Genomic DNA, 18,219 nt, shown 5'->3' on the forward strand with positions numbered 1-18,219 from the left:
TAATATACCGGTAGCCAGTATATCCTTTGGGGCCTGATGCAAAGCTAGACATGGGTTCTGCAAATTGCCCCGCAGAACAAGAGTAACAATATTACTACGCCGCGAATTTTATATAATAAACATAGAATAAAAATAGACGGGACCGGGTTTGATTCCGGCCCCTTGAGATTTCAGGTTCAGGTTTCGATAACAACCTTGATGGCGTTATCTATCCTCTGGTCCATCATTTCATAACCCCTGGCGCATTCCTCAAGCGGGAGCCTGTGAGAGATAACGTGTGTCGGGTCCAGCTTCCCCTCCTCGACCAGCTTCATCAGCCGGGGTATGTACGCCCTTGAAGGCGCCACTCCGCCGCTCAGATGCAGGTTCCTCAGGAAAAAATCGGTCATGTTCATCGGATACGGCTCCCAGAACAGTCCGGTTATGGAAACAGTGCCCCCGGGCCTGACGATTTCAAAGCAGGATTGCAGGGAATCCGTATTACCTACACATTCAATAACAACATTAGCGCCGAGACCGTTCGTAATTTCTCTTATCATCTCCCCGGGGTCCTCATTCTTCGAGTTTATAACGGTCGTCGCGCCGTATTTTTTCGCTATATCGAGCCTGTAGTCATGATGTCCTACGGTGATGACGTTTGAGGGATCAAAAAGAGTGGCGCCATAGGTGGCAAACAGTCCGACAGCGCCGTCCCCGAGGACGACCACCGTATCCCCCGGCTGTATGTTGCCGGAATTGGCACCGTGGTATCCCGTGGAGACGTTATCGCCGAGGAAAAGCGTTCTTTCGTCCTCGCTGTCGTCGGATAAACTCTCGGGTGTCTTTACCAGGGTACCCTCGGCATGGGGGACCTTTATATAGTCTGCCTGACAGCCGCCGTGCCCGCCGAGTATATCCCCGAAGCCGAAACATCCCCCCTTCACGCAGGATGTATGAAGACCCTTTTCACAGTAATGACAGTCGCCGCAGCTTATCCAGAACGGTCCTATCACCTTGTCCCCTTTTTTTAGAGACTTGACGCCGCTTCCCACCTCCTCGACGCGGCCCACAAACTCGTGTCCCAGCGTATCGCCTTCATTGAGCTCGAAATGCCCCCTGTAAATATGAAGATCAGAACCGCATATGCCCCCTTTTGTTATTTTCACTATAACGTCTGACGGCTCCTTTATTACCGGGTCGGGGACATCTTCCACCCTTACGTCCTTAAGTCCATGGTAAACAGCTGCTTTCATATTGCCTCCATTTAGTTGATTACGTATGCCGAAATTAATCTTATCTCGTTTTTTATTGCAACACGCAGCGTAGTAAAAGTCAAATTCAATAGAACTTGCACTCTTTCCCTGAATATACAATAATCTCAATATCGGTTTCACCGATGTGGAATTCAATTCGTTTTGATAGGTATTTACATAATGGTAGTATTTTAAGCTGAACTGAATTATCAATTGAAATTATTGGTTTATATGCCCAGGGAGAGGACTACTAATGAGAAAGGTACAGAAATTAAAAGCGTCGCAGGTTTACCGTGAATGCGATTTAAGCCCACTAAATTTCAACACCACAGAGGACCTTGAGCCGTGTACGGAATTTATCGGACAAAAAAGAGCGGTAGATGCAATTAATTTCGGACTCGGCATGGAGTTCGGCGAATACAATATATTCCTTGTCGGCCCCACAGGCGTAGGGAAGACCACGACCATAGAAAATATATTGTCTAAAGTTGCCGGGGAAGAGCCCACACCGAACGACTGGTGCTATGTGTACAATTTCCAGGATTCTAATGAGTCGAAGGCAATCGAACTGCCCACCGGCAAGGGAAAGCTCTTCAAAAAGGATATGGATGATTTTCTGCAAGTGCTCAAGACAGATATTCCCCGCGCGTTTGAAAGCAAGGACTTTGAAGATGAGAAACAAAATATAATGAATGAGTTTCAGAAGAGAAAAAACGAGCTTTTCGAGCAGCTTCAGAAGAAGGCCGCCGGGGAAAATATCCAGGTTCAGTTCTCTCCGACGGGGATTATCACGATTCCTCTTATCGAGGGCAAGCCGGTCACTCAGGAGAACTATAATGCGCTTGACGATAAAACAAAAGAGGAAATCAAGGCCAGGAAAGAGAAGATTGACAACGAGGTAGCGGATGCCTTAAAAGCCAGCAGAAAGCTCGAAAGTGAAGCCGGTGAAAAATTGAAGGAACTCGAAAAGAGGGTGGCGCTTTTCTCGGTTCGGGACCTCATAGAAAATCTCCGTGAGAAATACAAAATATATCCCGAGATAATAGACCACCTCGATCAGCTGCAAAAGCATATACTAGAGAACATCGATCACTTCCTACCTGATAAGGGAATGCAGGCGGGCGGCGGTGTTATGCCGTTCAGAATGCCGCAGCAGCAGCCGGAATTCACTGAGTACAAGGTGAACGTTTTCATAGACAATTCGAAGACCCAAGGCGCGCCTGTTATATTTGAAACCCACCCCACATATACGAACCTGTTCGGATCAATTGAAAAGGAGGTCAGATTCGGCGCCCTTATTACCGATTTCACGATGATCAGAGCAGGGTCGATTGCAAAGGCCAACGGGGGTTATGTGGTTCTTGAAATCCTGGATTTGTTCAAATACCCCTTTGTTTGGGACGCTCTCAAAAAAGCGCTCGAAAACGAGGAATTACGAATAGAAGACGTGTATCAGCAGTACGGGTTCTCAAGCACCGTAGGGATAAGACCCGAGCCCATCAAGCTCGATGTAAAAGTCATTCTGGCGGGAAATTCCTATATCTATCATATGCTGTATGCATATGATGAGGACTTCAGGAAACTGTTCAAAGTAAAAGCCGATTTCGACTCGGTAGTGGACAGAAACGACGTCACGTTATCGCAGTATTCGTGCTTTATAAAATCCATCAGCGACAGAGACGGACTCGCGCCGTTTGACAGAAGCGGCGTGGAGGCCCTGATCGAGTACTCGTCGCGACTGGCGGGAGACCAGAATAAACTATCCGTTCAACTCGGCTCAATTACGAAAATCCTGAAGGAGGCCGATTACTGGGCGAAGGCGGAAGGAGATAACGGGCTGACTGAAAGAAAGCACGTCGAGAAGGCGATAGAGGAAAAGATATACAGATCAAACATGATCGAAGAGAAGATCCGCGAGCTTATAACGAAGGGGATTATTCTGGTTGACACCGAGGGCATGGTAACGGGGCAGATAAACGGCCTTGCCGTCTACAATATGGGAGATTATGCGTTCGGAAAACCGTCCCGTATTACATGCGAGACCTATATGGGAACTGAAGGGGTTGTCAATATCGAGAGGAAATCCAGACTGAGCGGAAATATACACGACAAAGGCGTGCTCATTCTGAACGGCTACATAGGGAATAACCACGCGCAGGAAAAACCCCTCAGCCTTTCCGCCAGTATAGGGTTCGAGCAGAGCTACGAGATGATAGACGGCGACAGCGCCTCCGCCGCGGAACTGGTGGCCCTTCTATCTAGCCTGTCTGAAGTGCCGATAAAACAGAGTTTCGCGATTACAGGCTCGGTCAATCAAAAAGGCCAAATACAGCCGATCGGGGGCGTGAATGAAAAAGTGGAAGGATTTTACGCCGTATGCAAGGCAAAGGGCCTGACAGGCGAGCAGGGAGCAGTTATCCCCTATCAGAACGTAAAGAACCTGATGCTGAAGAAGGAAATTGTCGACGCTGTAAAAAAGGGGACATTTAACATATATCCGGTTGAAACAATTGACCAGGCAGTCGAGGTACTTACCGGCAGGGAAGCGGGCAAAAGGGGCGCGAGCGGAAAGTACAAGCGCGGCACCGTTAATTACCTCGTAGACAAGAAGCTCAGAGAATTCGCGGAAAATTACAGAAAGTTCGGAAGACAGCAGGGCTCGAAAAAGACAAACGATACTAACGGAAAATGAGCATTCGGCCTACCTCGAAGGAAGGGTTTTTCGTTTCTTTCTGAAACCGAATAAATTTATGAAGCCCCCGAATGTCCTGTCGCTTAAATCTTTGAGACGGTCGATATATTCCGGTGTTTCCAATCTGATTTTTTCGGGGTCTATTTTTCCGTTTGTCCGTTCTATCTCATCCCGGTTCTGGGGAATACCGAGCCAGCGCTCCACCATCGGCTCATCGACCTCCAGGTGGAACTGAAAACCGTAAACATTGTCCCGGTAGCGAAAGGCCTGGTTCCCGCACAATTCGGAGGAGGCAAGAAGCTCCGCGCCTTCGGGTAAATCAAACGTATCCCCGTGCCAGTGGAAAATCTTTTCCACCTCGGAGAAATTGGAAACGAGCGGGTCGGCTTTTCCCCGAGCGGTAGGACGAACATCGTACCATCCTATCTCCTTTTCGCTGTTTCTATTTACCTTGGCATCCAGAGCCTTGGCGATTAGCTGGGAGCCGAGACATATACCGAGTATGGGCATCCCTTCCCCTATGGCCTCTCTTATCACTTCAACTTCCGTATTCAGATGAGGATACTCGCCTGTTTCATCGACATTCATAGGACCGCCCAGGACTATCAGTCCGTCGTATCCCCCCAGACTTGGCACGAAGCCCGGATGCCTTTCGAAATTAACGTATTTGATTCTGAACCCGGAGCCTCTGAGCAATGGGTCAAGGGTTCCGAGAATCTCATATGCTACATGTTGAAATACCAAAAGTCTCGGCATGAGTTACAGGCCTTTAATATTTCGGGGAGTTTTAAATCGATACACTGTAATTTACCCATTTAATCCGGATTTTGGTACTGTAAACGGATAAAAACCACTACTTAAAACTATACAACAATCCTCTTCAAGGGATTTAAGAATCCGTGAGAATATACTGGAGGCGTATGTCAAGAACTTACCTTGAGATCGGAAAGGAGCGAGAGACGGCCTCACGGCCGTCTCAATCCTGTTGTACCGGGAATGTACGCGGGGTATCATTCTCCCTTGAGGTAACTCACAACATCTTCCTGTATTGATTCGTCAACCAGCTCTCTCCAGTCGTCATTTCCGTCGGCCACGGCACTTCTAATCTTGGTAGCCGAAATCCAGCCTATATCCTCGGGCGGGAAATACTCATTCATCTCGTACCCGACTCCCCTGCCCCAGTTAACCGACTCGATATCGGGGATTATCATCACTACCACGTCATCCCCCTTGCTCTCGTGATACTTTTTAATCATGCTGACCGTCTGCTCGGTCGTGAACGGGTTCTTGGGGTCGGGCGGAATATCCCTTACCATAATCAGACACGGAACCCCTTTATCCAGTTTCTGCCTCACCAGACTCACATGCCCCATATGATAGGGCTGGTACCTACCTATGAATATGGCCCTTTTGCTGGCAGAGGGTTCGATATCGGGATGTCCGTGGTTTGTAACCTTCCATTCGCTCATTATAAGCCTCCTTGTATTCAGTAAAATTGATCGTCGTCTAATGGAATTTTATCTAATCGGTCAGCTATATTTCTTGTGAACCGAGTTCATTATACATGCAGCAGGGCAATTTTCAATTATTGCGCGCCGGCGGGGTTATATATTAAAACCAGGCATATCTTTTACTAATTCTTTTATACCTATCGCGAGGTTTCCGTGCTCTTGCTCATCCAGATGAACACCGTCAATTTTGCTCGCTTTTACGTATTTTGATGAATCGAGGAACCTGCTTCCCGCAGCTTCAGACGCTTTCCTGCACTCCTTTCCAAGCTGTCTGGATACGGTTCCCCTCCCCTCGAAATAAAATTTCATGAACTGAGACAGCCTGCCGAGCGGGTAAGGCGCGATAAATATAATTTCAGGCACGCCCAATCCGGGCCCCGCCATGCTTTTCTGTACTGTCCAGACGAGGGACATGCAGGAGGCTGCAATATCTGAAGCGCTTAACTCAAATCCCTTCCATAGGTCATTGGTGCCGAGCATGAATATAAAAATATCTACAGGAGCGTGAGTCTCGAGTACCATGGGGAGCGACTTGCGCCCGTTCCGGTCCGGCAGAAAGGGACTGTCCCAGTTAGTTGTGCGTCCGGGAAGGGCTTCTTCCATCACTCTCACGGAATCGCCGAGTTCCATCTGTAAAACTCCGGGCCAGCGTTTCTCAAAAGGGAATCTGGTCCCGTCGGCGGGATTATAACCCCAGGTAATAGAATCGCCGTAACATAAAATCGATTTCATCTTTCCATCTCCCTGTAAAGTCAATCTGCTTGTAATATACGCAATTCGTGGCCGGGAAAGGAATTTCAGAGACGATCTTTCCTTAAAGCAGGCGCATCATCCCAGCTCCCCTTTATCGTTTTCTTATCAAGGGCATCCCCCAGTTTTAAGAGAAAGGTCTCCCTGGATATTTCCCTGCCTCCCATACGCTTCATATGATCGTTCGACACCTGTGAGTCGATAAAATCGAAGTCCCATTTTCTGAGCTTCCGAACGAGATAATACAAAGCGACTTTGGAAGAATCACTCATCAGGTGAAACATCGATTCCCCGAAAAAAGCCCCTCCCAGGGATAGACCGTATAAACCGCCGACGAGCCTGCCCTCATAATATGTCTCGACAGAGTGGGCGTATCCTTCCTGATGAAGCTCGATATAGGCATCGATCATATCATCGGTTATCCATGTGCCGTCCTGCCCCTTCCGGCTCGCATTCGCGCACAGCGTAATCACTTCCTCAAATGAATTATCGTATCTTACGTCAAAGGTGTTTGCCCTGATGAGTTTCCTCAGCTTCGTTGATACATAAAGATCGGACAGAGCCAGCACAAGCCGCGGGTCGGGGGAAAACCACATAATAGGGTCGCCTTCTGAATACCACGGGAAAATTCCGTTTCGATATGCGAGGAGGAGCCTCTCGACGCTAAGGTCGCCTCCCACCGCGAGAAGCCCGCCGGGCTCGGCGTTCATCGGGTGAGGAAAAATCAGCGACTCGTTCAGTAGATATACTGGCATAGGGAAATATTATACATTTATCACAGTTTCTAAAGCTTATTCAGGTGATTAATATAACCGAACACACTATTACCCCTCGTTTTATTTATCCGAATGTCCGAGCGTTTTTTCAGGCGCGATACGGTCCCTCACACACTGTTTTAACTCCCTGATATCGGGAAAGCGGCCTTTCTCTTCTCTGGACCACACGAGTGCGCCGTTAACACTGACCTCGAAAATGCCCCCCGTCCCCGGAACGAGAGCTACTTCGCCGATTTCCTCGTCGAAAGTCGTGAGCAGCTCCTGCGCCATCCAGGTTGCCCTGAGTAACCACCGGCATTGTCTGCAATATGTAATCTCAACACGGTTTTGACTTTTCATCGGAACAATTGAGCTGAATTCAGGAATATTTTATCAGTCCTTTTTTCGTGAGTCCAACCGTTAACAATATCTACGAAATCCGGCATTGATATTTCAAACCGATGTGTGATAATAGAAACCAATAGATTCCTGTGGAGATGAACAATGCTTAAAGAATTCAAAGAATTTGCCATGCGCGGGAATGTGGTCGATATGGCTGTCGGTATCATAATCGGAGCAGCCTTCGGGACAATCGTTCAATCCCTTGTGAATGACGTTGTCATGCCGCCCATAGGTCTTATTCTTGGAAACGTGGATTTTTCCAACCTGTTTCTAGTACTCAAGGAAGGGACGCCGCCGGGTCCTTACGCCGCCCTGATAGACGCCAAAGACGCCGGTGCCGTCACGATAAACTACGGGGCATTCATAAATACTGTCATCAGCTTTCTAATTGTCGCGCTCGCGGTATTTGTACTCGTGCGCGCTATCAATCAGATGAAGAGAAAAGAAGAGGCTAAGCCCGAGGCGCCGCCCGAACCGTCGAACGAAGAAAAGCTGCTAGCCGAAATACGGGATATTCTGAAAAAAAAATAGCTCTGATTCTTATGATAAACAAATAGACGGGTTACTCTTTTTGGAGTAAGCGCGGAGATTTTTTCAATGAAAAGTGAGACCGGGACCCGAAAGTAAATACGGCAAAATACCGTTACTCCTTTTCATTCTCATTCGTATCCCCTTTTGATTTATCTTTGTTCTTAAGCGGTTTTATCAATGTTACAGGAATATTCAGGGTCTGCTTTATAATACCCAGGAGTCCGAATCTAAGCGCCGAAGGGGATAGCTCCTCGATCTTGGGGTCGGATATATCCCCCGTGACCTTAACCGGGATGGAAACATACTTGTCGCCAAGGACGTAACCGACGAGGGGTATCTTATCAATCACGGAATCTACCGCCATTACAGGTATTACGAGAACCTGGAGATCGAGCTTTTTGAGCACCAGGTCTATGTAACCCTCACAGACGATCTTGAGGGACGGGCCGTCCATAGCGGCCTCGGTAATCTTAACCCTGCCGTCTTTAATATCGGCCTTCGCTACCAGGTTGTCATATCGAAACCCTTCCTTGTCGAAATCCGGCGAGTCTCCTCGAAACAGCTCTCCGAAGTTAAGATATGAGAAAAATTTCGCAACCCCGCCGTACTTTTTCACCCGACCGTTACTGGACGTGAGCTCCACACCGCCTTCGAGCGAGTTGGTCACCTCGCCGAATTCGCTTTGGGAAGAAACTTTACCGTTAAAATCGAAATCCCCTGAGATTATCCCGGCTTTGTCTAAAAGACATTCGAGCACGTTTGCCAAACTATCGTTTCGGGTGAAGGGCCGGAATTCAAAGCTGAGACTCGGAGGAGAGATATTGAGCAAGCCGGGTGTTGAGATACCGCACAGGTTTGCCTCATTTATGTCGATATCGATGCTATTATCAAGAAAAGAAATCATCGCGTCGAGGGAGTCCCAGTTTAAACCCTTGAATTTGAAGCTTTCGGACTTCACGCTGACCCTGCCGCCAAGAGGTGAATTCCATCCGTTCCGCCTTTCAGTCTTAATTTCTTTCTCAATGGAATCCACCTTCTCGGAATCCTTCCATTCGAGAGCGTCCGCCCGGATGTTTACGTTCAAATCTATCTCATCCGCGGGGCGGTGATTTTGCGCGGCAGGCTCATTTACCGCCGGTTCGGCTCCGCCATTGCCGTTTTTCTTAAAAACCAGACTGGAGTCGGAAATCGATATCGGACCCGGAAATACGAGTTCCTCGGGGAGTTTCACGTGCTTTGACAGAAAATCCATGGCCGCGGGACCCAGAGTGCCCTCAAAATCCATGTTCAGCTCAAAGAAGTTCGTAAAATAGTTGTTAAGAACCATTTCAACATTAACGGAACTGTCCTTTGAGGCGATAGCCGCTTTTGATACCGACAGTTCACCGCTGGTCGATTTAATTTCTGCAGTCGGGATGCTGATCGGGTGATCCAACCCGTCAATATTTATATCCACTCCGCTCACATTGCCCTCAGCATTAATCTGCCAACCGGCAGGATCGGACAACGGACCTGTAAACGAGACGGAGGAAAAATATGCCGATCCCCCGGCGGATTCGATAATTGTGAGATGAGGCCTGAGTGACTCGATTGAAGAAAGCCAGAGGAATAATTCGCTCAAATCCGCTTTTGTATCTTTTGAGACCGCGTGAAGGGACTTTTCATTTTTCCATTTAAAAGAACCCGAAAACCCAGGGGACGATAACTTGCCCGTTGTAACCTTTAGACCCTCTACATCGATTTTCTGGTCGGCATAATCAAATTTCCCGCCCTCTACGCTGAGCGGCTGAGGGAACCGGTCATAGTCGGCGGTAATATCGAATCCGGAAACATAGACCTCGGGGTCGGGGGATTCTTTCCGGTCCCCCAGAACAAATTTCCCCTTTGCCTTTCCGTTGACGTTTTTAATGCGGCGCATTTCATTTAAAAATATTTCATCATGCACGAACTGTTCGAGTATTGGAGGAACCTCGGCCGCATCCGCGTCAATCATAATCTCAAGGTTTAAGGGCCCCTCGGATCCGTCCGTGCCTATTAACAACGCGCCGTCGTAACCCAGGGAATTACCGAGTTTTCCGCTCAGATTGGTGCCTTTTAAAGTCCCGTCGCTAATAACGGCGTCACCTTCCGCCCCTACTATATCGAATTCGGCTACGGGAATATATATATTCCCGTTGACCATGTTTCCCTCTATAACGAAGTTCCCCTGCCTCCAGAGGTCCCTGAAAGTACTCCCCGACGCCTCGAGAGTGATTTCAGGCACCGTACCTCCCCTGACAACCTCAAAAATTATATCCACAATATCGTTCTCCCCTGCGACAAACAGGGCGCTTTCCCTCACCGACTCTGCATTTACATTGAGGCCCCTGAGAGACAATTTTTCGACTTCCGCCTTTTTATCAATTTCGTATCTACCGGATAGATTCAGCTCCGGATAAGTCAGATCGGCGTTATTTAGTTCCAATTCGATTCTATTTTCATCAACATGCAATTCGGCACTGATATTTTCTCCACCAACTTTCAAATTCTCACTATGTTGAACCAGAGTGAGTCTCGGAACGGAGGCATCCAAGATAACGTCGAGAGTCCGGAGCCCCTCCGTTCTGTATCTCGTACGCAAATTAATAATGGAATCGGAAACAAGCTCTTTACCGGGAATCGAGAACTCCACTATTTTGTGGGGCTCCAATCCGTTCACAACCAATTCACCCTTTCCACTATAATCCTTGACGTTGATGCTGCCGTTCAGGGTAAGTTTCTTCCAGAAGCTCGAGTTGCTTGACATTTTAACGATTAGTTCATCGTCTGGAAGTAACACTGAAGCATTTAAGCCGCTGAGCGAAAGGACGTCGGTTCCGTCCTTCTTGAGCACGACCACGCCGTTTTTGATCTCGGCATTGAGCCCCCGGTCGTCTGCCTCCAGATAACCAAGGGACCGCACAATATGTTGTTTTAAATCCTCAAACGAAAGGGCATACCCTTCGGTGCTTTCTCCCTCCTCGGGCTCATCTTTTATGTAAAGCTCTATTTTGGGCTTGTTAACCCGGAGTGTGGAGATTTCAACTTTCCCCTCCAGGAGCGGCAGAAGCTTGGGATAAACCACGAGGGTCTCAAAGCTCCCCTCGAGCTTATCGGGAACCGAAATTTTTCCGTTTTTTATATAGACGTGGGGCCAGTGAAAAAAACGAATATCAACGTTCTCAAATTCGACATCGCCGTCGATTCTATCCGAGAGGAAAGCCAGTATTTCCTCCTTCATATGCTCACGGTTAACGAACTTTTTGGCGAGAAGAAAGGAAACTGCAGCCAGAATCACAATTATCCCTATCCCCGAACCCAGCCAGTATGAAACCCTTTTTACGTTCTTCACTCACACATTCCGACAGCTAGTATAGTATGAATATTTAGCACCAATATTTACAGAGTTAAGAGTAACTAACGAAGTATCATTCCACAATCAATTTTTTAGTGATTATAATGGGATTAATGAAAAACCTGAGATAATACTTTCACGCGCGCCAGACCCGTATCGAGCCGTGCTAATTTGAGGCTAAAAGATCATGCTCCGACTCAGCCGGACGGTTTTCTTTTATCCGATATGGCAAAAAAGCACAGTACGGCTCCGGTAGCAACCAAAAAAGCGGCGAAACCCAGCCCTGTTTCAATTCCTGTAACGAAAGCGTGATGGATATGGGTCAATACCTGCTGAAATTCTTCGGCCCCCAGTCCGTCAAGCAAAGCCTTCTTGCTCTCGCTTCCCAGAATAAAGCCTGTCACATCGGCTTGTTGAGAATCCGACAGGCTAACTCCCGCTCCCTTAATTCGGTTCAAAAGATCATTTTTCGCGAAGTCCGTAAAAATCGTAGTTATAACGGCGAGTCCCAAAGCCCCCCCAACGAGCTGAAACATATAAACTATTCCCCCCGCCAGGCTCGCCCTCGATTCCCGCACCGAACTCACCGCCGCAGTGGTAATCGAAGGCACCGCAAAACCGAGGCCGATTCCTGAAACGACCAAACCGGGCAAAAAACCGTAATAGCTGTTCCCAAAGGCCAAAAAAATGATGCCCAGTGTACCTGTAAACGTAAGTATCATACCTGCGAAAATCGAAAGCCTTGCCCCGATCAAATTATAAATCTTCCCGGAGATAGGGGCTACTATCGCGAACATAAATAACATTGGAACCAGTGAGGCCCCGGCGCGAAGGGGAGAGTAGTTAAGAAATTTCTCAAAATATTGCGGCATATAGAGAAGCATCGCAAAAAATGCCGGGATTAAAGTGAACATTATTGTCGCTGTTAGCATAAAGGGAATATTGGACATAACGTCAGGGGGTATAAGCCCGTCTTCGGTTTTTCTTTCAATCCGGACAAACAAAAACATAACTACAGCGAATATAAGAATAAGCGAAATCGTTCTGTAAGAACCCCACCCCCAGGATGTCGACTGATTTAAAGCGTACATTAATGAAACCAGCGAAACTGTAATCGTTGTTATACCGAGGTAATCAACATATTTTTTGCCGCCCTCGACAGGCTGCTTGTCAACTTCCAGGTAGGTAAGAATACCGGCTATGACAGATAACGGAACGTTTACGAAAAGTACCCAGCGCCAGGATGCGAATTCGGTCAAAAAACCCCCGATCAAAGGTCCTGCCGCATTTCCCACGCCTGCGGCTCCGAGTATGAGCCCGACTGCAAAGCCCTTTTGTGCATCCGAAACGGAGGAATATATGATTCCTAGGACCGACGGCCATAGTAAAGCGGCTCCGAATCCCTGCACGACTCTGGAGCCTATTAAAACACCTGCGCTTTGAGATAATGCTCCGGTCAGTGAAGCCAGAGCGAAGATAATCAAGCCGATAAAAAATATTTTTCTGCGTCCGAAAGTATCCGCGAGTCTGCCGCACGTAACCATCAGCACGCCGAAAGAAAGGGCGTAGCCGTTCACTACCCACTGGATTGTACCGACTGTCGTCCTGAAATCCTTTTCAACGGCGGGCAGCGCGACATTTATCGCGGCTATATCTACCGCTATTACTCCCACCCCGATGCCCATTGCAATAAATGTGAGTATTTGTTTCCGTGTCATATGATGGTCAATCCTCTTTCGAAATCATATTATTACTCAATTTTCAGTTGACATCGAATATTTTATCATTTAATTATGGTAGATTGACAATACCACACAGGGAGGAGATTTGTATGAAAGTACTCAGCATTGTATTCATTTTGATATTCTCATTTTTCACCGTGGCATCCCAGGCCAAAATCGTGGGCGAAGAGGTTCAGTATAAAGCCGACGACGCCACTTTCAACGGCTATATGGCCTACGACGACAGCATCGAAGGCAAAAGGCCGGGCATTCTAGTAGTTCATGAATGGTGGGGTCACAACGATTACGCCAGAAAAAGGGCGGATATGCTGGCCGGATTGGGTTATACCGCGCTCGCGGTAGATATGTACGGTGACGGCGAGACGGCCGACCATCCCGAAAAAGCGGGAGAGCTTTCGGGAAAGGTTATGTCCAATCTCGACGATGCAAAGAAACGGTTTCAGGCGGCTTTAACATTATTGAAGGAACAGAAGACGGTTGATCCCGAGCACATCGCAGCCATAGGTTATTGTTTCGGGGGCGCGGTCGTCCTGAATATGGCTTTAAGGGGAGTCGACCTTGACGGTGTCGCGAGCTTTCACGGTATTCTTCCGACAAGCGCCCCGGAGAACGCCCAGGTTAAAGCCGATATAATAGTATTTCACGGCGGCGACGATCCGTTCGTACCCCAGGATCAGCTGGACGCCTTCAAAAAGGTAATGGAGGACACTAACGCAAGCTACGATTTGGTGATATATCCCGGAGTAAAACACAGCTTCACCAACCCGTCAGCCGATGAAAAGGGGAAGAAGTTTGATCTCCCTCTAGAATACAACGAGCAGGCCGACAAGGATTCGTGGGAAAAATTCCAGGCTTTCCTGAAAAAGATATTCCAGCCTGAAAACGACTGACAGCTAAACAGTGAGAATTATGGGAGGGGGGTTAAACTCCTTCCTCCCATGCTCCAATGTAAATTCAAATAATCTATTTCTCAGGCTTCCGCCCGGACGTAACTATAAAGGATATATTCATAGACCAGAAGCTGGGATCCTGAAGCAGCGCCAAGACATCATCCATAAGATTCTGTGTGACATAGTCTGTATCCACCAAATCAGCTCCCACTTCTTCTATAAACAGCTTGTAATATTCAGCCCCATCCGAGCCTCCGTTAAACAAAAGAGTCTCACCGTGAGACTTAATATCCTCGATGCCGAGTTCCTGAAGCCTGGGCGCAACCTTTCTTCCTATATAATAATCCACGCCCTTTTCAGCCGCCCATGATGTAATCCCCTCCCAGAAATCCCGCCATGTAGCGTTTTCGGCACACCCGGCAGGGTGAAAATCCGGTTCTTCGAGCACTATATAGCCTCCGGTCTTAACGGCTCCGGCCAATTTCCCGATAACGTCAAACCGGGAGGGAAGATGATGAAGTATCGCCCTTGCGAAGACAAGATCATAAGAGGATGTCTCTATTGCCTCGGATACTATATCAAGTTTCCTGACCTCAAGGTTGGGCAGGTTGAGGCGCTCAAGGAAGTTCGTATCCATATCGGCTGAAACGACGCGTCCGCCGGGGCCGACTTTAGACGCGAGCCAGTATGAGACGCTCCCGTTCCCTGCGCCGACCTCAAGGCAGCTCCACCCCCTTCTGACCCCCGTCTGCTCAATTCGAAAGCATGTATTCGGATCGAGCAATCGAGACATAAGCGTAAGCCTTCTGTCCTCCTGCGGAATTGAATGCGGAAGAATATAAGACGGCATGCAGTTTACCTCCTGTAATTGTTATCGGATAGCCGGGCTGTCCGTTGATCTTAAACAATATAAATCATAACCTCCAGAACCTTGGTGCCTTATAACACAGGCCGAACCTACAAATCGACCGACAGCATCACCCCAACTACGAGTGCGTTCGGAATACTGCCGCTCCCTCCGGGGTGAACAATATATTGAACGTCCGGCTGTATATCGAGCCAGCGGGAAATCTGAAATATATACGTCCCCTCAAGCGCTATCTCGAAGTCCTTTCCTTCGAGATCATTGCTCACCGCCCCGTAAGCCATCCCGAAAGCGGCATTGTCCTCGTCCCTCCCCGGAAAAAGTCCTTCATATACAAAACCCCACGAAAGAAAAAACGGGATTGTATTAATCTCTTCCTCCGGTGCTAGCGTTACGGTAGCCCAGGCGGTAAAACCCTCGCTTTCAGTCTCGGGTTCCCTGTAGAGCATCTGATCAATGACGACGTAAAACCCATAGTTGCCCCTGCGGCTTTTCTCCGTGTTTGCGAGTTCTTCGAACTTTCCCGTATCATAATAAGCGCCGAGCTTATATCCTCCCCGCAAGCCGCCCGAACCCTCTTCGGAATTAGGCATATAACCCGCCTCGGCAATCAGAATAACACCGTTCCGAAAAGAGAAATCCAGTCCGTGGGTGCTGTCGCGTCCCACGCGGGGATTTGAGTTATAAGCGCCGGAGGCGAGGTAAAAATCATCGGCGGGCTTTATTTTCATACGCGACCCCCAGCTTGCTTCAGGATTGGCGAAATACGCGGGGACGTTAATGTCTATTCCTACCGGATGCATATTGAAGGCATCGCTCACGTAATTACCGAATACCTCCGCGGTACTGAAATAATCGGCTACCCCCAAGCGGCCGGCAGCTACTGTAACCCTTTTATCCCAAAATTTCGTTTCAAGGAAAAGCTGGTAAAGCCGCACCGACCTGCCGCTAAAAATATTAGACACCGGGAAGAAGTTCCCGATATCCTCCTCACTCAGGCTCCCGCCCGAAGCCCATGAGCCAGACACCATAAACCTCGTCCCCCCGACATCCAGCAATCTTTCAAGATCTAAATCAAGATACAGGTTAAGGAGCCCGGCGTACTTTACCCCCTTTTTTTCTCCGCCTGTTGGGTTTCCAAGAACAGTTGTATCGTATGTAGCAGTGGGCCTGACTCCCCATTCAATCAGCCTGTCCCTGAATCCTCCCCAGCTGCCAGTCATATATTCGCGAGAAGTAAAACTCTTATAAAATGAATCGGGGTCGCCGCTTTCTACGGTCTCTTCCGCTGCGTATGGAGCATAAGTCCCAGTGAATAAATATAATATCAGGATGTAAATAATAAATTTCTTTATCATAACGTAAGTTTGATTTTATGTATCTCGAAACTTAAATAAGCAGGTTCACAAATTCTACTGCTTCGTATGGATAGCCGCAAATAAAATATAAAAATGAAATACGGATTATATATTGCTCAATAAATACCGGCAGGCCGATGAGGGATCAGAATAAACCCCAGAAAGAACCTGTGAGGTCGTAGCCGATCTTGTCCCAGAACTCGCAGTCCGCATTCTTCTCATCATCGGCTTTAATTTGGGCTACAGGTGTCACGAAAACAAGCTTCATGGAGCCCGGCATGTAAGGCGGCCACTCGCTGCCCGACCGATCGGGGCGGAGATACTTTGCAAAATCTGTCCAGTAACCGACCATGAGATTGGAAAGGAGTTTTTCCTGCGGGGTAAAGCTATCCCCCCTTTCAGCAGCCGTGTGAAAAACATAGGGAAGCTCGTCACTGTGGCACACCGCATCTTTACAAGCCGGAACGGACGGCCAGAAATTAAAAGAGGAAACGTGGTCGAATAGATAGTACCAGGCACGTGAAGAGCCATCTGATGCTGCGTAATGGTTCGGGCAGGTAAACAGGTATTCGGTAATTATTTTTGAAATAATCTCCGCGTTTCGATCCTTGTTCGGCGGGTAGTTCTCATATATTTTTTCCCGGATTTCATTGTCGCGGAAGATAAAATCTATTGCAAGCCGGTACTCGAAGTCGGATATCTCCCCGACTTGAAGGGTGGATTTCGTCTTCTCGACAAAGAGCAGACCCTCATTCCGGTTTGTCCCTACAATAATGGGCTTGTCCGTTGCGCCCTCTGTCAGCATTTCAAGCGGCTGGCCCTTTAAAAAATCCCTGTCTATGACCGGAGACCAGGCGAGAAGATCGCGCAAGCCGTTAAAAACCGAGGGCCATATCAGGTTTCTCTGCTGCTGCGCATACAGTACCACGGCGGGAAGCTTTCCCCTCATACACTCTATATCGTCCTTCGGACACCCCAGGTTGTGAGCAAATCTTTTAGTAATCGATTCCGCGTTTTTGAGCGATTTATAAGGCACGCCGTAAGGATTGCTCCCCATTATGGCGGCCCTGAATAACTTACTCGTTTCAGGCCTGACCAGATGTATTCCTATGCTCATCGCGCCCGCGCTCTCGCCGTAAACCGTAATTTTTTCAGGGTCCCCGCCAAAAGCTTCAATATTCTCGCGCACCCATTTGAGGGCAAGAATCTGATCCTGCAGACCGAAGTTGCCGTTTATTTTCTCCCCCGTTCTTTTATCCTCGACCCCGGCTAAAAAACCGAGCGCCCCCAAACGGTAATTCATACTAACGACCACTACATCCCCATACGCCGCTGTGTATGCGCCGTCGTACGTCGGATCGCAGTTGGAACCGAACACGAAAGCGCCGCCGTATATAAAAACCATTACCGCCCTAGGGGTATCCGCACCGTTTAACGGGGTCCAGACGTTTAGACTGAGACAGTCCTCGCTCTGCGGATAATCCAGGTCCGCATTCTGCGGGCATGAAGGTCCGAGCCGTGTCGCTCTCAGTACTCCGCTCCATCCCGCTTTGGGCACGGGCGCCCGCCAGCGGTTCCCTCCTCCGGTGGACTCGGCGTAGGGAATTCCCAGATAAGCGGCCGCCCCTTTGCCTCCGGAAGCGCCTATTTGATTTCCGCAGAGTAAACCCTGCCCGACTTTAACAGAGGAAGTGGTGCACTCTGGTTTCTCAAATACAGATATATCTTCGTATATGTCAGGGAACCTTATTTCTTCCGAATACTCTCCGGGGGTTAAATTCAGTCTCTGCTGCCCGCATCCGACGAACGTGGGGAGCAGTAATATGAATATCGGCGCGAAAAGCCTGCTGTAGGAAAAAGTCATTTTACGAATCCTGAGTCAGCACTGAATAGAAGACAAACAGCGGATTCAAATATACTGGATATTAATTAAAAAATATCCCCTGACGAATAATGAAGATTATAGCCTATTTTGTCCTCGAAAGAGCAATGCGCCCAGGTTTTTAAATAGGGACACGTTTCTTCCCCGCGACCTTTCCGTCTTGAAATACTGTTTCCGAATCCGGTGAAGCATACGCATATTGAACCCGGAACACTCTCGGAATAGACAGGATTAAA

General features: G+C 48.3%; 14 protein-coding genes. 3 read left to right on the forward strand and 11 right to left on the reverse strand.

Going from position 1 to position 18,219, the window contains the following annotated elements; genetic code table 11:
* Positions 1-176 precede the first annotated feature (176 nt).
* Positions 177-1,232: an alcohol dehydrogenase gene (locus RIG61_13555; protein MEQ9620182.1), complete on the reverse strand. Its 1,056-nt coding sequence runs from the start codon at positions 1,230-1,232 to the stop codon at positions 177-179.
* 253 nt (positions 1,233-1,485) lie between these two features.
* Here RIG61_13555 and RIG61_13560 point away from each other — a divergent pair, with 253 nt between their 5' ends.
* On the forward strand, positions 1,486-3,924 hold the full coding sequence (locus tag RIG61_13560; GenBank protein ID MEQ9620183.1) for an ATP-binding protein: 2,439 nt from the start codon (positions 1,486-1,488) through the stop codon (positions 3,922-3,924).
* A gap of 9 nt (positions 3,925-3,933) precedes the next feature.
* Here RIG61_13560 and RIG61_13565 read toward each other — a convergent pair whose 3' ends face one another.
* The 5 genes from RIG61_13565 to RIG61_13585 all read right to left on the reverse strand — a co-directional run bounded on the left by RIG61_13565 (position 3,934) and on the right by RIG61_13585 (position 7,300).
* Positions 3,934-4,680, reverse strand: coding sequence for a gamma-glutamyl-gamma-aminobutyrate hydrolase family protein (locus RIG61_13565; GenBank protein ID MEQ9620184.1), 747 nt, complete (start codon positions 4,678-4,680; stop codon positions 3,934-3,936).
* 254 nt (positions 4,681-4,934) lie between these two features.
* Entirely contained in the window at positions 4,935-5,393 is a 459-nt protein-coding gene (locus tag RIG61_13570) for a hypothetical protein (protein MEQ9620185.1), read from the reverse strand.
* A 135-nt stretch (positions 5,394-5,528) separates the two neighbouring features.
* Positions 5,529-6,167 (reverse strand): SGNH/GDSL hydrolase family protein, encoded by a 639-nt coding sequence (locus RIG61_13575; GenBank protein ID MEQ9620186.1) that lies wholly within the window; start codon positions 6,165-6,167, stop codon positions 5,529-5,531.
* A 65-nt stretch (positions 6,168-6,232) separates the two neighbouring features.
* A complete protein-coding gene (aat, locus tag RIG61_13580) occupies positions 6,233-6,940 on the reverse strand; it encodes a leucyl/phenylalanyl-tRNA--protein transferase (protein ID MEQ9620187.1) in 708 nt (235 codons plus the stop codon).
* A gap of 81 nt (positions 6,941-7,021) precedes the next feature.
* The gene (locus RIG61_13585) at positions 7,022-7,300 is read right to left on the reverse strand and encodes a SelT/SelW/SelH family protein (protein MEQ9620188.1); all 279 of its coding nucleotides are present in this window, start codon (positions 7,298-7,300) and stop codon (positions 7,022-7,024) included.
* Positions 7,301-7,444: 144 nt separating this feature from the next.
* On the opposite strand from RIG61_13585, the gene mscL reads away from it, so the two are divergent.
* Positions 7,445-7,873, forward strand: a complete 429-nt coding sequence (gene mscL, locus RIG61_13590; GenBank protein ID MEQ9620189.1) for a large-conductance mechanosensitive channel protein MscL — start codon at positions 7,445-7,447, stop codon at positions 7,871-7,873.
* Positions 7,874-7,985: 112 nt separating this feature from the next.
* Here mscL and RIG61_13595 read toward each other — a convergent pair whose 3' ends face one another.
* On the reverse strand, positions 7,986-11,243 hold the full coding sequence (locus RIG61_13595) for an AsmA-like C-terminal domain-containing protein (GenBank protein MEQ9620190.1): 3,258 nt from the start codon (positions 11,241-11,243) through the stop codon (positions 7,986-7,988).
* A 200-nt stretch (positions 11,244-11,443) separates the two neighbouring features.
* Positions 11,444-12,964, reverse strand: a complete 1,521-nt coding sequence (locus tag RIG61_13600; GenBank protein MEQ9620191.1) for an MFS transporter — start codon at positions 12,962-12,964, stop codon at positions 11,444-11,446.
* A 113-nt stretch (positions 12,965-13,077) separates the two neighbouring features.
* On the opposite strand from RIG61_13600, the gene RIG61_13605 reads away from it, so the two are divergent.
* Positions 13,078-13,878: a dienelactone hydrolase family protein gene (locus RIG61_13605; protein MEQ9620192.1), complete on the forward strand. Its 801-nt coding sequence runs from the start codon at positions 13,078-13,080 to the stop codon at positions 13,876-13,878.
* A 73-nt stretch (positions 13,879-13,951) separates the two neighbouring features.
* Here RIG61_13605 and RIG61_13610 read toward each other — a convergent pair whose 3' ends face one another.
* The 3 genes from RIG61_13610 to RIG61_13620 all read right to left on the reverse strand — a co-directional run bounded on the left by RIG61_13610 (position 13,952) and on the right by RIG61_13620 (position 17,965).
* Entirely contained in the window at positions 13,952-14,728 is a 777-nt protein-coding gene (locus tag RIG61_13610; protein MEQ9620193.1) for a methyltransferase domain-containing protein, read from the reverse strand.
* A gap of 107 nt (positions 14,729-14,835) precedes the next feature.
* Complete coding sequence (locus RIG61_13615) at positions 14,836-15,966, reverse strand: carbohydrate porin (protein ID MEQ9620194.1); 1,131 nt, start codon at positions 15,964-15,966, stop codon at positions 14,836-14,838.
* Positions 15,967-16,246: 280 nt separating this feature from the next.
* Positions 16,247-17,965, reverse strand: a complete 1,719-nt coding sequence (locus tag RIG61_13620; protein ID MEQ9620195.1) for a carboxylesterase/lipase family protein — start codon at positions 17,963-17,965, stop codon at positions 16,247-16,249.
* Positions 17,966-18,219: the final 254 nt, after the last annotated feature.

The organism is Deltaproteobacteria bacterium, from assembly GCA_040223695.1.
GTDB lineage: Bacteria > Desulfobacterota_D > UBA1144 > Nemesobacterales > UBA2774 > JAVKFU01.

Bases quoted from the DNA above. Each gene is read 5' to 3' on its own strand.
- RIG61_13555 (MEQ9620182.1), bottom strand. From the start codon at position 1,232: ATGAAAGCAGCTGTTTACCATGGACTTAAGGACGTAAGGGTGGAAGAT.
- RIG61_13560 (MEQ9620183.1), top strand. From the start codon at position 1,486: ATGAGAAAGGTACAGAAATTAAAAGCGTCGCAGGTTTACCGTGAATGC.
- RIG61_13565 (MEQ9620184.1), bottom strand. From the start codon at position 4,680: ATGCCGAGACTTTTGGTATTTCAACATGTAGCATATGAGATTCTCGGA.
- RIG61_13570 (MEQ9620185.1), bottom strand. From the start codon at position 5,393: ATGAGCGAATGGAAGGTTACAAACCACGGACATCCCGATATCGAACCC.
- RIG61_13575 (MEQ9620186.1), bottom strand. From the start codon at position 6,167: ATGAAATCGATTTTATGTTACGGCGATTCTATTACCTGGGGTTATAAT.
- aat (MEQ9620187.1), bottom strand. From the start codon at position 6,940: ATGCCAGTATATCTACTGAACGAGTCGCTGATTTTTCCTCACCCGATG.
- RIG61_13585 (MEQ9620188.1), bottom strand. From the start codon at position 7,300: ATGAAAAGTCAAAACCGTGTTGAGATTACATATTGCAGACAATGCCGG.
- mscL (MEQ9620189.1), top strand. From the start codon at position 7,445: ATGCTTAAAGAATTCAAAGAATTTGCCATGCGCGGGAATGTGGTCGAT.
- RIG61_13600 (MEQ9620191.1), bottom strand. From the start codon at position 12,964: ATGACACGGAAACAAATACTCACATTTATTGCAATGGGCATCGGGGTG.
- RIG61_13605 (MEQ9620192.1), top strand. From the start codon at position 13,078: ATGAAAGTACTCAGCATTGTATTCATTTTGATATTCTCATTTTTCACC.
- RIG61_13610 (MEQ9620193.1), bottom strand. From the start codon at position 14,728: ATGCCGTCTTATATTCTTCCGCATTCAATTCCGCAGGAGGACAGAAGG.
- RIG61_13615 (MEQ9620194.1), bottom strand. From the start codon at position 15,966: ATGACTGGCAGCTGGGGAGGATTCAGGGACAGGCTGATTGAATGGGGA.
- RIG61_13620 (MEQ9620195.1), bottom strand. From the start codon at position 17,965: ATGACTTTTTCCTACAGCAGGCTTTTCGCGCCGATATTCATATTACTG.